This window comes from Lacrimispora xylanolytica (assembly GCF_026723765.1).
In the GTDB taxonomy this organism is placed as follows: domain Bacteria; phylum Bacillota; class Clostridia; order Lachnospirales; family Lachnospiraceae; genus Lacrimispora; species Lacrimispora xylanolytica.
This window is the reverse complement of the sequence record NZ_CP113524.1, coordinates 2,106,265-2,121,149: the sequence shown is the minus strand read 5'-3', so window position 1 is coordinate 2,121,149 and position 14,885 is coordinate 2,106,265. Positions and strand designations below refer to the sequence as shown.

11 protein-coding genes and 2 other RNA genes are annotated in these 14,885 nt (G+C 43.5%); all 13 read right to left on the bottom strand.

The genetic code is table 11. The annotated features are described in order from the left end of the window. Nucleotides 1-374: 374 nt before the first annotated feature. The 13 genes from OW255_RS10015 to OW255_RS09955 all read right to left on the bottom strand — a co-directional run bounded on the left by OW255_RS10015 (nucleotide 375) and on the right by OW255_RS09955 (nucleotide 14,873). Nucleotides 375-1,415 carry a LacI family DNA-binding transcriptional regulator gene (locus tag OW255_RS10015; protein WP_268116497.1) on the bottom strand — a complete coding sequence of 347 codons (1,041 nt, stop codon included), beginning with the start codon at nucleotides 1,413-1,415 and terminating at the stop codon, nucleotides 375-377. 199 nt (nucleotides 1,416-1,614) lie between these two features. Next, nucleotides 1,615-1,962, bottom strand: an RNA gene (rnpB, locus tag OW255_RS10010) — RNase P RNA component class A. Nucleotides 1,963-2,009: 47 nt separating this feature from the next. Beyond that, nucleotides 2,010-3,671 carry a nucleoside kinase gene (locus tag OW255_RS10005; RefSeq protein WP_024836058.1) on the bottom strand — a complete coding sequence of 554 codons (1,662 nt, stop codon included), beginning with the start codon at nucleotides 3,669-3,671 and terminating at the stop codon, nucleotides 2,010-2,012. Between the two features lie 11 nt (nucleotides 3,672-3,682). Further along, nucleotides 3,683-4,480 carry a Nif3-like dinuclear metal center hexameric protein gene (locus tag OW255_RS10000; protein WP_268116496.1) on the bottom strand — a complete coding sequence of 266 codons (798 nt, stop codon included), beginning with the start codon at nucleotides 4,478-4,480 and terminating at the stop codon, nucleotides 3,683-3,685. After that, nucleotides 4,467-5,168, bottom strand: a complete 702-nt coding sequence (locus OW255_RS09995; RefSeq protein WP_268116495.1) for a tRNA (adenine(22)-N(1))-methyltransferase — start codon at nucleotides 5,166-5,168, stop codon at nucleotides 4,467-4,469. The genes OW255_RS10000 and OW255_RS09995 overlap by 14 nt, the downstream gene beginning before the upstream one ends. A 21-nt stretch (nucleotides 5,169-5,189) precedes the next feature. After that, nucleotides 5,190-6,305 carry an RNA polymerase sigma factor RpoD gene (gene rpoD, locus OW255_RS09990; RefSeq protein WP_268116596.1) on the bottom strand — a complete coding sequence of 372 codons (1,116 nt, stop codon included), beginning with the start codon at nucleotides 6,303-6,305 and terminating at the stop codon, nucleotides 5,190-5,192. A 129-nt stretch (nucleotides 6,306-6,434) separates the two neighbouring features. Beyond that, entirely contained in the window at nucleotides 6,435-8,207 is a 1,773-nt protein-coding gene (gene dnaG / locus OW255_RS09985) for a DNA primase (RefSeq protein ID WP_268116494.1), read from the bottom strand. Nucleotides 8,208-8,243: 36 nt separating this feature from the next. Continuing rightward, entirely contained in the window at nucleotides 8,244-9,254 is a 1,011-nt protein-coding gene (locus tag OW255_RS09980) for a deoxyguanosinetriphosphate triphosphohydrolase (RefSeq protein WP_268116493.1), read from the bottom strand. A gap of 89 nt (nucleotides 9,255-9,343) precedes the next feature. After that, nucleotides 9,344-10,174: an AraC family transcriptional regulator gene (locus tag OW255_RS09975; RefSeq protein WP_268116492.1), complete on the bottom strand. Its 831-nt coding sequence runs from the start codon at nucleotides 10,172-10,174 to the stop codon at nucleotides 9,344-9,346. Nucleotides 10,175-10,246: 72 nt separating this feature from the next. After that, nucleotides 10,247-11,950: a S8 family peptidase gene (locus OW255_RS09970; RefSeq protein ID WP_268116491.1), complete on the bottom strand. Its 1,704-nt coding sequence runs from the start codon at nucleotides 11,948-11,950 to the stop codon at nucleotides 10,247-10,249. Nucleotides 11,951-11,998: 48 nt separating this feature from the next. Then, the gene (locus OW255_RS09965) at nucleotides 11,999-14,275 is read right to left on the bottom strand and encodes a SpoIID/LytB domain-containing protein (RefSeq protein ID WP_268116490.1); all 2,277 of its coding nucleotides are present in this window, start codon (nucleotides 14,273-14,275) and stop codon (nucleotides 11,999-12,001) included. 89 nt (nucleotides 14,276-14,364) lie between these two features. Then, nucleotides 14,365-14,543, bottom strand: a non-coding RNA gene (gene ssrS / locus OW255_RS09960) — 6S RNA. A gap of 75 nt (nucleotides 14,544-14,618) precedes the next feature. After that, nucleotides 14,619-14,873, bottom strand: a complete 255-nt coding sequence (locus tag OW255_RS09955) for an HPr family phosphocarrier protein (protein ID WP_026890689.1) — start codon at nucleotides 14,871-14,873, stop codon at nucleotides 14,619-14,621. Between the last annotated feature and the right edge of the window lie 12 nt (nucleotides 14,874-14,885).

Here is a 14,885-nt window from a genome sequence, read left to right as displayed (position 1 = left end):
TTCAAGGTATACCGTTCTTTTTCTCCTTCATCTCTTTTCCGCTTTTTAATCATATTAAACGTTTAATATGATTAGTAAAAATTATTGGCTATTCATTAATATAGCCACTTTAAATGCTTATAGAAAGATGTTTTTACTGGATATATTTGCATATTATCACATACCAATTATTCTGTAAAGTATTTTTGCATAATTAATCCAAATTATTAATCGTTTAACCATGTAACATTTGCCATAGTTTTATGTCTGATTTTGTTGTTTTCTTACCTTTAAAGGGCTTCTTTCGTCGAACTCTGGATAGCATGTCTCGTTTTTGGCAAAAAAATAAAACGTTTCAATAGCAGTTTTTGCAAGAAACGTTCTATCTTTTATTATCATGTTATGTCTTTTACAGATTTGCGCACCTGTAGTTCACAGCCTACGTAACATACATTCTCTGGTCCTGCATCTATAACCGTTCCGTTGATAAGATCAATCATCAGCTCACTGGCCTTATGTCCAATATCATGAAGAGGAAGGCTTACCGTTGTCAGCGGCGGTCTGTAATAGCCAGACAATTCCCTGCCATCATATCCTGCAATGGATACATCAATTCCCGCTTTCAGTCCCATCTCATCCACCCGGTCGTAAACTCCTCCTGCCATCAAATCATTCATGCAGAAAATAGCTGACACTCCCTTATCCAGCAGCTGGCTGGCGCACCGGTAGCCGGATATACGGGTCCAGTCTCCTTCCATCACAAGGCTTGGGTCATATAAAATTCCATTCTCAAACAGTATCTTCTGATATCCGACCAGTCTGGCCTGGGCATGGAGACTGTCAGGCTTCCCAGTTATGACGCCAATCCGTTTATGTCCGTTACTTACCATATACTCCAGTATTTTTGCAGCCCCATGGACATCATCTACGACGATGGATGGTATCTTGTCACTTTTAGAATAGCCATAAGCCATAATCGCGGGTATGGGTAGAGTATCTGGAATGCAGCGAATGATTCTCTCATGAGCTGCAACATATATGATACCTTCCACCTGTTTTTCCATCAGCTTTTTAATTTCAAGTCTTACAAGATCAAAATAATCCTCACGATTGTAATACGTATCATTGTATTTTTTAAACAGCCTTAAATTAGTCAGAAGGATCTGATAATCCTGTTCCTGACAATAATCCGTGATCCCGTCAATGATATCCGGAATGCTGAAAATTGTCATATCCTCAGCTATGACTCCAATGCTTCTGGTCTTCTGCATCTTTAGATTTTTAGCCACTATATTGGGAGTATAATTTAACTTTTCTGCCATTTCCAAAACCAGTTTTCTTGTTGTTTCACTTGCACCAGGCTTGTTGTTTAAAATATTTGATACCGTGGCGACTGAAACACCGCAGCTTTTTGCCAGTTCTTTTATTGTTGCCATCGTCTGCCTCCAGTTCCTTTTGTAACAATTAACTCAAATTTTCACCGGATTGTCAATAGGAAGAGAAGAAATATTAAACGTTTTACCTGGATTCTGGTGGTGAGGGCAAAGTTTTAAATTTGCAAAAAAGCACGGCCCAAAGAGTCGTGCTTACGTTAGATACTTTTATTCTATTCCATTTAATCAACTGCTGTTATATGTTTTGAGTAAGACGATAAGCCGGGTTATGTCGTTGAATGGCCATCTATCTAGGCCTGCCGTCGCCAGCAGGCTCAAGCGACCTACCCGGGAGCAGACGGGCCGCCTTGCGCTCCCTGTTCGGTCTTGCTTCGGATGGGGTTTACATGGACCCCTCCTGTTACCAGGAGAGCGGTGGTCTCTTACACCACCTTTCCACCCTTACCGCATAAATGCGGCGGTATATTTCTGTTGCACTGTCCCTAGAGTCGCCTCCGCCAGACGTTATCTGGCATCCTGCCCTGTGAAGCCCGGACTTTCCTCACCTGCAGCCTTTCGGCTTTGCAGCTGCGACCATTTGTCTTACTCAAAACTACACTAGTCTACCATAAATAAAAGCATTTGTAAAGTCTTACCTTATACCCTGAAGCAGCTTCCGCCTATGAATTCCCGTACAATGGAATTACGGGGAATGTCTTCGCTGTTGACTCCCAGAAAATAATCCAGGAATTTCAACAAACGTTTTGCCTCCATATATTCCGGAGATTCTCTTGGAATGCCAAATAAAAGCGGCTCTGCAAACTGCTTTAATACCGCAAGCTCATAGACCGTAGCAGAGTTAAACATCATATCCGCTGATTCCTGGAAGGGGAAGATATAAGACTCCTCTCCATTCCTTACCGTAGGCCACATCCGTATGGTATCCTGGGCAGATGCACCTCTTGTTCTGGCATCCCGGACCATACGACGAATCAGCCGGCAGTCTGTGGTTGGAATCCGGTTATGCTCATCAATGTTAAGCTGGGTAAGGGCACTGACATAAATACGGAATTTACTTTCCTGAGGTAAGGTATAGGATAGTTTGTCATTGAGACAGTGGATGCCTTCTATGACCAGAATATCGTCCTTTCCCAAGGTAAGATAATCTCCCCGGTACTCCCTTTCCCCTGTTTTAAACTGATATCTTGGCATCTCTACCGTTTCCCCGGCAAGGAGTGCTGTCATATCCTTGTTAAACTGTTCCACATCAAGGCTTTCCAGTACCTCAAAATTGTAGCTTCCGTCAGGATTTTTCGGACTGTTCACCCGATTCACAAAATAGTCGTCGGCCGCGATGGGGTGAGGATTCATGCCCTGTGCCTTCAGCTGTATAGACAGACGATGGGAGAAGCTGGTTTTTCCAGAGGAAGAAGGACCTGCAATCATAACAAACTTTTTGCTCCGGTCTGCTCCGATTTTGGCTGCTATCTCTGCGATCTTCTTCTCCTGCAGCGCTTCCTGAATCAGAATCAGTTCATTGAGCTTCCCTGCCGCAATCTTTTCATTCAATGATCCTACATGGGATACATCCAGGCATTTGCCCCATTTCACACTTTCCTTTAAAACCTGAAAAAGCTTTTTCTTTTTCTCCGGCTCAAAGGCCGGAACTTCTTTGGGATTATCCTTTTGAGGCAGCATAAGCATAAATCCCTCATCAAATAATACCAGATCAAAATACTTGATATAGCCTGTATTCTGAACCATATAACCGTAGAAATAATCCTCAAATCCGCCTATGCTGTAGATATTGACCCTGGAAACCCGGCGGTAACGAAATAGGCGCTCTTTATCGTACATACGATGCTTATGAAACAGCTCAATGGCATCGTCTGTATTCACACTCCGTTTCATAATGGGAATTTCCTGGCTTACGTATTCCTGCATTCGAATTTTTACACGGTCGATTAAGCTCTGCGAAAGAGCCATATCTCCGTGGGGTTCAATGTAATAGCCATTCCCAAGAGAAAAGTCCACTGTAACTTTTTCAATTTTTTCAGCACCTACAATATCGTAAAATGCTTTCAACATAAGAAAAATCGCACTTCTGTGGTAGGTCTGAATTCCAGGCTGGTCATTACCAGTAAAGAAATTTAAATTGCAGTCAAACTGTACGGTTTTATGAAGCTCTCTTAATTTGCCATTAATGCTGACAAGTAAAATATCACTTTCGTACTGGGGCTGAAACTCCCTTGCGATCTCCTGATATGTGGTTCCCTTGGGGTATTCCTTTGCTGCTCCATGAATCGTTACAATTGCCATATTATACCTCCTTATACCAATGTCTGAGGAAATACCACTACTGCTTTTTTTATCGTCAGCATTCCGCCTGCTTCTCGTTTTAAGTAATCTTCCATAAAATCAAGGAAAAGATACTCCAGGCCGTAATGTCCTGCATCAATAACAGCCAAATGATTGGCCGCAGCATCAATGCCGCTGTGATGTCCGATGTCACCGGTAATGAGCACCTGGACTCCGGCATTTAAGGCAGATTTAATCATGCTCTCCCCTGATCCGGGACTAATGCCGATAAAGTCGATGGTTCCTCCCGGTGCATGCTCTCCATATATGGTAAGAAACGGAAGATCAAACCGTTCTTTTACAAGATCGGCCAGCTCCCGTATCGTAAGCTTCTCTTTTAAGTACCCAGTCTTGCCGATTCCATAAGAAACTTCTTCTAGCATCCCTTCCGGCTGCAATACCTTAGTCTCAGTCAGCTCCAGTTTCCGGGCTGCCGCATCTGCCATACACCCTGGCGCGGAGTCAAAGTTTGTGTGCATGGCATAGTAGGATATATCATTACGTAAAAGGCTTAGAACACGCCTTCCAATAAAGTCCATGTCATTAATCTTTTTTAAGGGCTTAAAAATAAGAGGATGATGGGTGATGAGCATATCTGCTCCCCAGTTGATTGCTTCTTCCACCACTTCATCTGTGGCATCCAATGCCAGATACACTTTTTTTATCTCTTTATCGCTTCTTCCCGCCAAAAGTCCTACATTATCCCAGTCACAGGCACAGCTTACCGGTGCAAGCTGTTCCAGTTGTTTTATGAGTTCATCGCATCGCATCTTGTGCCTCCTTATTCCAGGATAGCTCTGTCTTAAGCTCCCTCATTCTCTTTTCAGCGGATTCACTTTCGCCTTTTAAAAGTCCCTTTAAGATTTCCTCTAATTGGATCTCTTCTTTCTTTAAGTATTCTGTCAGAACAGGGTCCTTAGATTCCAGAAGGCTTTTTCCATAACGGTATGAAATCTCACGTCCGTCATGGTTGTTATGAAGCTCCTTTCTTACAGCCCGCATAACCACATAATACTTACCGTCTTCCTTTATCATAGTCTCCTGCTCGATGAAAAATGCCTGTTCCAAAAGGAACCGGCGCATCTTTTGAAGCTCTGATTGGGGGGATAAGACCCAGTTAGGGATATGATCCCATAAGCGGCGGCCTTCCTCCAGAATATGTATCATCAATTCTCCGCCCATTCCGGCAATGACAACACAGTCCGCTTCGTCTTTTTCCAACTTTAAAAGTCCGTCGCTTAAACGGACTTCAATCATATCTGAAAGGCCAGCTTCCGCGATATGAGACTGGGCCCTGCAAAGAGGGCCTGTCCTCACATCCATCGCAATGGCATGGGTTGCTTTTCCTTCCTGTACCAAATGAATGGGTATATATCCGTGGTCCGTTCCAATATCAGCCACTTTACTTCCTTCTGGTATAAAAGAAGCAATGGTTTCCAAACGTTTTGATAATTTCATGCAAAAACTCCATCTTATGTCTTAATCGTCCAGATAGTCCTTAAGCTTTTTGCTTCTGCTGGGATGGCGCAGTTTACGAAGTGCTTTGGCTTCTATCTGTCTGATTCTTTCTCTTGTAACATTAAATTCTTTTCCCACCTCTTCCAAGGTTCTGGGACGGCCGTCATCAAGGCCAAATCGAAGCTTTAATACCTTCTGCTCTCGTTCTGTCAGGGTATCAAGAACCTCCATCAGCTGCTCATGAAGCATGGTGAACGTAGCGGCATCCGCAGGAACTGCCACCTGGTCATCCTGAATGAAGTCGCCTAAATGGCTGTCCTCTTCCTCACCGATAGGAGTCTCTAAGGAAACCGGCTCCTGAGAAACCTTCATGATTTCCCGCACCCGGTCTACCTGCATATCAGCCCTTGCCGCAATTTCTTCCGGAACAGGCTCCCGCCCAAGCTCCTGTAAAAGCTGCCTGGATACCCGGACCAGCCGGTTGATGGTTTCCACCATATGAACCGGAATACGAATGGTACGTGCCTGATCGGCAATTGCCCTTGTGATGGCCTGTCTGATCCACCATGTGGCATAGGTGCTGAACTTATAGCCCTTGCGGTAATCAAACTTTTCAACCGCCTTAATTAATCCAAGGTTGCCTTCCTGAATCAGATCAAGAAACTGCATGCCTCTGCCAACATAACGTTTTGCTATGCTGACTACCAATCTTAGATTGGCTTCTGTCAGGCTTTGCTTTGCAAAATCATCCCCGAGTTCAATATTTTTGGCAAGCTCTATTTCATCTTCGCTGGAAAGAAGAGGGACTTTTCCGATCTCCTTTAAATACATACGTACCGGATCTTCTACGCTGACACCTTCCGGGACAGAAAGGTCAATGCTTTCCATATCTATCTCTTCTTCGTCCTCAATATCTTCTTCGATAAAAAGGTCTTCGTCCAGATCTAAGTCCTCCACCCCAATTTGAAGTACATCGACCTTATTGGATTCTAAAAAATCAAAAATCTGATCCAACTTATCGGAATCCAGCTTTTCGTCGGCAAAAAAGTCCAGAATTTCCTGGTTTTCCAGTACATTCCGTTTTTTTCTTGCCAGGAGAAGAAGCTGGTTTAATTTCTCCTCAAATGCCGCAGCCATCTCTTCGGCTTTTTTCTCTGCGATTTGTTCCTCTTCCGTCTTTCCTGATCCCACCATCTTATCTGCTGTCTTCTTCACATTTTCGTCCATGTTATTCCATCCTTCCACAGCCTGCCTATAGTGTACACCCTAATCCAGCGAAATATTCAAGTCCTTTAACGCAGCCTGTTCCTTTATAATTCTTTGCAGTTCTTCTATTCCTTCTGCATGCCGGCTGGCGTAATCCAGACTGTTCTTTTTCACCTTCATAATCGTTTCCGAAAACGCCTTTTTCTGTTCTTCATTATTCAGGGACTCATTTAAGCTCGCATGAAATAGACCTGCGACTGCCCGGTATTGATCATCATCGTTAATGAAATGATTTAAAATCTCAGCCGGATTCAATGTTCCGGCAGCGTGTCCGTCAAAAACCATCCGTGCCACATTATAATACAGTTCTTCTATAAAATCTTCCGGAGTAATTACCCCATGAATCTTATCAAATAGTACCGGATTTTCAATCAGCCAGGTAAGAAGCAGTCTCTGTGACTGTTTCACACCATCTTCCTTATCTTTTTTCTTCTGGCCTTTAAACCCTTTTTCCTCTTCTCCCCTTGATGCAGTCCCGGCTGTCCCTAACGATGCTCCCAGACGATTGACCAGACGCTTTAAATCTTCGTAATTTATAAAAAATTCTCTGGAAACTGCTTCTAAATAATTCTCCCGCTCCAGAGCTTCAGGAAACTCAAGCAATTTTTTGGCTACCTGATTGTAAAAGGCAGTCTTCTGCTCCGGATCATCCATCTTATAATCCTTTTTCAGCACATCAATTTCATAGAGAAAACTATTTCTTGCTTCCTTGATTCTCTCCTGAAATGCATCTGCTCCCAAATTCTTAATAAAATCGTCCGGGTCTTTATAAGGCTGCATATTCAGCACACGTATGGACATTCCAACTTCTTTCAAAATAGGAATCGCCCTAAGTGCCGCTTTAATACCAGCCCCGTCACTGTCATAGGTAAGAATTACTTTATCCGTATACCGTTTTAAAAGCTGAGCATGCTGGAGGGTGAACGCCGTACCAAGGGAAGCTACCGCATTGGTAAACCCGGCCTGGTGCATGGCAATCACATCCATATATCCCTCGCAGATTAATATGTATTTTTCCCTGGATAGCCTGGCATAATTCAGTCCGTATAAATTTCGGCTCTTATCAAAGAGCTTTGTCTCAGGTGAATTTAAATATTTGGGTTCTCCAGTGCCCATGACACGGCCGCCAAATCCGATGACACGGTTGTTCACATCCATAATAGGAAACATGACACGGTTCCAGAATTTGTCGTAGGTTCCACGCTCTTCTATGGTCACAAGGCCGGTCTGCTTTAAAATTGCATCATCATACCCTTTCCCTTTTAGAAATCGGTACAGATCATCGCTGGTCTTATTGGAATATCCAAGACCAAAACGAACTATGGTATCATCGCTTAGCTCTCTGTCTCTTAAATACTTATATCCAAGTTCTCCCTGAGGGTTTTTCAGCTGATAGTAAAAATAACTGGCAGCCAGCTTATTGATCTCCAAAAGAGTTGCTCTTAAATCTTCCTGTGCCCTGGCTTCCTTGCTGTATTCCTGAACAGGAAGCTTTACTCCCGCCCGATCAGCCAAGACCTTCAGCGCCTCGGAAAAAGAGTAATTTTCATATTCCATCACAAATGTAATGGCATTGCCGCCTGCACCGCAGCCAAAGCAGTAGTACATCTGTTTTCCAGGTGACACGGAAAAGGAAGGCGACTTTTCATTGTGAAATGGACATAGTCCAAAGTAATTGCTTCCTTTTTTTTGCAGCTTGACATATCCCGAAATCACATCTACGATGTCATTCTTCATTCGGACCTCTTCAATTGCATCCTCCGAATATCGCATGAAGCCTTCATCCTCCTTCCTAAATCGTTCTGTTTCCTAAATGGCTTTCCATGCTTTCGGGACAAACAGTTCTTCGAATTTGACAATGGAATAGCTGTCGCTCATGCCTGCTATATAATCGCAGACAGCCCGCTCCTTGCTCACGCCCTGCTTCTCCATAAAATTTCGGTATTCATCCGGAAGCTTATCCGGGTTATCCATATAGTATCCAAACAGCATCTCAATCAGTTGCTGAGCCTTTCCTTCTTCTGCCTTTGGTATCTCGTTTTTATAGACATTGTTGAACATCCAGGTACGAAGTCCCTGCATGGCCTCTTCCATATGAGGCGACATGATAATCTCCTGCTTTCCAAAGCTGTTTCCAATAATATCATGGATCAGATTATTCAGTCGTTCCCGTACACTGTGTCCAAGGATTCCTGTAAAACGCTCCGGCAGATCCTCTTCCACAAACATCTTTGCCCGAATGGCATCATCAATATCATGATTGATATAGGCAATCTTATCGGACAGGCGCACGATACCACCTTCCAGTGTGGATGGCCGTCCACTGGTACGGTGGTTTAAGATGCCATCTCTTACCTCCCAGGTAAGATTAAGACCCATACCGTCTTTTTCTAAAAATTCCACAACCCTGACACTCTGCTTATAATGCTCAAAACCTTCGGAGCATATCCGGTTAAGGACCGCTTCTCCGGAATGTCCAAAAGGAGTATGTCCCAAATCATGACCCAGTGCAATCGCCTCTGTCAGATCCTCATTCATACGAAGTGACTTGGCTATGGTCCGGGCAATTTGAGATACCTCCAGAGTATGGGTCAGTCTTGTGCGGTAATGATCGCCTTCCGGCGCCAGGAATACCTGGGTTTTATGCTTTAATCTGCGAAATGCCTTACAGTGGATGATCCGGTCCCTGTCTCTTTGATACGCAGTCCGGATATCACAGGAGTCTTCCATACGCTCTCTGCCCCTTGTATTCTTACTTAAGGAGGCATAAGGGCTTAAGTATGCTTCTTCCCATTGTTCTGTGGATTCCCTGATATTCATTCAATCACATCCTTCGCCCAAAGTTATGGTACATTATATCATATTTTCTGTAATTTTAACACCCTATATTAAAATATTTGCAATTCCCATTATCGATTCGCCAATGTGTGCTTCCGGTAGGTGCTGGGGAGACATCCATACCTTTTTTTAAAGGCCTTGGAAAAGGATCTGCTGTCCGGAAACCCATGATTCATGGCGATTTCTCCAATCTCGTGATCCGTTCCAACCAGCTCCCTGACCGCATATTTCACACGCAGGTCAATCAAATAGGTCCTGTAATTGACCTGCGCATATTTCTGAAAGATTCTGGATAAATAAGTGGAACTGAAACCAAACCGTTCCGCGACCTCTTCAAGCTTTAATTCCTGGTCGTAATTATCCCTCATATACTGGGTGACGTCTGATAGTTTATCCAGCTGCTTCTTTTGGCGGAGTACCTCTTTATCCATTGATTCTGTTTTAAACTCCGTGATCAAAAGATAGAGAAGCTCATAAAACTGACTTTTCACCTTTAAGCTATAGCCGTAATCCTGTTTTTCATAAATGGAAAACATAGAGGTGACAAGATCCGCTAATCGTTTATTTTGAACATCGTCTTTCTTTTCAAAATTAATATAACCATCTTCGCCCAGATATTCTTTGAACGTACCTCCCGGAATTTGCAGCACGATTGTTACATTTGGATCCGGACATTCGATGGAATGGACCTCATTGGAATTTACCAGTACAAAATCCTGTCTGGCAAGGGATAAATGGCTGTTATTGATGTAAAAATCAATCTTTCCTTCCTGCACCAGAAAAATTTCCACGGAATGATGCCAATGCTTTGTTACTTTATACTTCCCCTCCCTGCCCTCAAAGATAAACAGCCGGAAAGGCAGGTCGTCGTTGGGGATGACAAGTTCATATCTGACTTCCATTAGATACCTCCCGAAAATGATCTGTTTTTATTATAAATCATTTTCATCTAATTTCCAATGGTTTTAAATGAGCTATACCGGCAGGCTGTCGCTGACACATAACACTCCGTACCCCAGCTCAGGGTTTGGGTACTGGGAGATTCCAGGCAGCTTTCTCGTCCCCCGAATTAAGTATGCCTTCACTTTTTCCCCAAATAGGAAAGGATCTCTGCCATCGACTATTCCCCATTGCATGAGGAGAGCTGAACTCCCTGTTACGAACGGTGTTGCAAAAGAAGTACCAGTGACCGCTTCATAGCCTCCCCCTGCTTTGGCTGCTATGATTCCCACCCCAGGAGCAGCCAGATCCGGTTTTACCAAGTTAGTTCTTCTGGTAAACCCTCTTCCAGAAAAATCGGCATAAGACTGATACGTATCATCATAGGCCCCAACTGAAATTACCTTGTTTGCAGTCGACGGAATGGTCAGAGTGGTTTCAGGAGTTGGCCTTAAAAAACGTGTAGATTCGTTAAGAACTCCAGCTGAGGGAAGCCACAAATCATATTTACCCTCTACAATTTGTCTGGGGGTTAACCGAAACTTCCAGATACCGCTGTCTATATAAGAATCAAGGGGCAGGAAATCTAAGTATATCTCCTGGGCAACACTGTAAGGTCCAGGTTTTCCGTAGTATAGTAGAATCTGAGTATTCCTGTAGTTTATGGTCTGAGGTCCGAGCCTGCTGCTGATTGGCCCGATTACTTCTCCTGACGGTGTGACAATGCTGATATCAAAAATATCGGCATAGGATTTCCAAAGCTGAACGCTGAAGCTTTGCTGATACGACCCTACACTTAACTCCACCTCCTCCGGATTTGACATGGTGAGCACTCCGGATATGTGACCGCCTGCGACCCCTTCATTTCCTGTACCTACAACAATGACTGTTCTTCCATAATTAGAAATATCATCGAGAAAGGTTTCCAAAAGGCTGGTCCCATCGTGGGAACCGTATGTATTTCCAAAGCTTAAATTAATTGCCACAGGCATCTGCCTGTCTACCGCTTCCTTCACCACAAAATTAACAGCTCTCATAAGCTCCGTGGTTCTTGGAAATCCGCCTTCCTGGGGAACTCCAAGCTTTACCACTATCAATGGACTTTCATATGCAATTCCCCGGTATTGGCCTCTGTTCTCTCTTCCATTTCCAGCTGCAATGGAAGCGACTGCGGTCCCATGTCCACTGATATCCACTGAGGGGACTAAAGCTCTTGCACCGGCCCGGCTTCCCGTAGCCAGAGCTGCATCAATTTCTTCTTTCGTAAAAACCCGATCCAAACTCTGATCCCAAAGCAAAAGAATTCTCGATGTCCCGTCGGGATTTCTAAAATCGGCGTGGTAATAATCAATCCCAGAATCAATAATGGCTACCAGGACTCCTCGGCCGTCTAAATTATTGCTTCCCTGTTGGACCAAATTGACGCAAGAGGCCGATTTTGCCTGATTAATGGCAAAAAACAGCCTCTTTGGTTTTTCCACGTATTCAATTTGAGGCAATTCACTTAAACGGTCAATTAAGGATTCGGGAACCCTTAATATGGCGTATTCATTTACCATCTGTTCTACCCTTATCCCCAGGGCGGACAGATTACTGATATCTCCGGAATGCTTTACAATCACATCCCAGGAATTTTCTTCAGGATTATATCCAACGTTTAAATTTCCTGACTTTGCCCGTTCCTCGGGGGTGGCACTTAAGGCAAGATTCAGCAGGTTTTCCAATTTTTGATCTTGCATATGATGATCCTGCGCTTTTTCTACTATCTTACGCTAACCAAGTCATTCTCATGACTTGGTTTGATCTGCTTCCCGTACTTCGACTCCGTTATAGAAGAATTTTAATATATCTTCAAAGCTCTTTCCTTCTTTAGCCATTGCCTGAGCACCATTCTGGCTCATTCCGACTCCGTGACCAAAGCCGCCGCCATAGATATGGAAGGTAGTAATATTTTTATCATCCACGCCCTGATTCTCAATTGCAATATAAGCACTTGGCAGGGAATCAAAATTCTTCATAACGCTGCCGTCTTTTTTATTAAGGACCATGTACTTGTTACCCATCTTGGCTCTTACCTGACCTTCGCCACTGATGGTCATTACGCCGTCAGAACCTTCCACCCTGATTTTCTTAGCGATTCCCCCGACGCCTCTTTCCGTAACCGTAATGTTTAGAATAGAACCGACTTCTGTAATCTCTTCCTCTAACTGTCGGTTGGTAACCGTGGTATCCCATCGGTACATTGGATAAGAAGAATCATAGGCTGGATAATCTTTATTCTTTATAAATGCATCAAAATCTGAGTTGGTCGATAAATTAAGCACACCCTTATTATCCTGCATCAGCGTTCCATCTAAGTATGGGAACTGAGATGGATTTCCTCCCCACACGCTGCCATCTGTGGTGTGTCCGCAGGAAGTGGAGAAGTAAAATGCTTCAATGGGAGTATCTCCGTAGAATAATAGCTTACCATAAGTCTCACGCACTGCTTCCTGAGTCTTAGCTGCTGTAGGCAGATTGTTATATACCTGGAATCTGGTACTGTCATCTACGTGAGCACCGTATTTGCTGTAGGTATTGCTTTGAATCTGCCGGTATGCATAAGTTCTTGCACAGACAGCCTGAGCCTTTAGAGCTTCTTTCTCATAGCTGTCAGGCATCTCACTGGGAACTACCTTGGTTAAATAATCCTCTAAGTAAGTCTCATTAATGAGAAGCAGCCCATCTCCTTCTTTTCGTATCTCAATGGTGCCGTCATAGGCTGGCGTCCCATAGGATCTGGATATGGAATTAACCGTAACTGCATCTCCTTTTTCCAAAGGCGCTGCAACAATTCTTCCATCTTTCAGTCTTTCATCAGAGGTATCAATTACGACCTCTGCTTTTGCAGGAATCTCCACCTTTTCCTCTCCATAAGTAAGTGTCAGACCACTTACCGCAGACAGGGTAACGGAAGAGTGAAAAATGGACTGGAAATTAGTATTCATCAAGAGGACCCGGATACTTTTTGCATCAAACTCTCTTACCAGTAAGGCAGCGCAGATCTTGCCATGAGCAACTACAAAATCCTGAATATCATATCCCACCAAAATATCAGCCAGAGTTTTTTCCTCAAATTGGCCATATAAGCGGTAAACCTTAAAGTCTTTATCCAGCTTTAAGCTTCCATATCCTTCCACTTCAATGGAATCGTCCTTTACCGCCAGAACCTTACCGGATATCTTCTTCTTTTTTAAGGTAACCTTCTGAAGGTTTCCTTTTTTCAAGGTGACATCAGCCACATTATTGGCAAAATTATCTGCCTCTCCCAAGGAGGCTTCCAGAGGAAAGCTTCGCTCCACCATCCCTAAGTGAACAATAAAAGTTTTGCCATCTCCGGTCGTTAACCATGCATTCTTATAAGTAACTGTATCGGTAACTGCTTCCTTCATGGCAATGATTTCATTGCCTCTTACAAGGAGTTTCAGCTCCCAATCTATGTACGAATCAAGGCTGATGCCTTCAAATTGAAAATTTCCCTGACTGGTGTATGCAGTCCAAGGAAGTGACCCATTCACATTGGTTGGAGTTCCATAAAGCAGAACATCAACTTCCTTTATATTTCCTTCCTTGTCAAGGGACTTTTTAAGCTCATCGTATAGGTTCCACCAGGCATCCGCAGATATCTGCTTATTCCCTTTTTTCTTCCCCACTTTAACATCTTTCCCTGAACCAGGTACCAGGGCCTCAGCCAGTTCCTCCGCATCTTTATAGGTCAAAAAGCCTTCCGCTATCTCTTTTTTCGCAGGCACCTCACTGGGATTTAAATAGCCTCCCCCATAGAGATAGCTCATGTATTTTACATACCAGTTGTTTTTTTCTGCCTCCGAAAAATATTCCTGCTTTTGATCTGCCAGAGCTTTCTCACAGCTTTCCCTGTCCGTCAGAAGAAGAGCCGCTGACTTATAAGCAAGTCCTCTGGATATCCCTCCTGGCTCTGGTTCGTTCACCAGAATAATCACTATGAGCAACAAAACCAAAAGAGGAATTCCCACAACAAATCCAATAAATGTCTTTTTATTCATGTGCTCCTCTTAACTCTTTTTTATTTTTCTATACTTTACCATATTTATAAATAAAGTTAAAGCAGCGATTTCTCGCTGCTTTTTTCTTTTGTAACCCCAAAATGCCGGTTCTTACTTATTGACGCCTAGCGATGCTAGGTGGGCAACCTCACTCAGGTTTCTGCCTTCCACTGCTAAGGAGGCCTGACATCCACCTGAAAATATTGGAATCCCATGAGTCATAATGTAGGTTCAAAAAAGGTAAGAGTGTCGCGCATTCCAGGAATCACATTCATCATGCTTCTATGGTATTTAGTATACACCACTTTGACCTGATTTACAAGTTCCTTTTACTGTCAGCTTCTTAACATTTGCCGCCAATCAGCCTGCCATGCTCCACGTACAGTTCCAGATGCTTTAACAGAGAATCACAGGAATCTTCCTGGATCATTAACTCCAACCCTTCCACAGTTGCCAGAGAAAGTACAGACAGCAGGGATTTTGCATTGACAATACTGTCACCGCAAACCAGCTGCATACGCTCCTTAAACTTTCCGGCAATTGTTACAAACTCAAGAATGGATTCAACCCCCCAAAAACCGATTTCCACCTTTCTCATCCTAAGTATTCC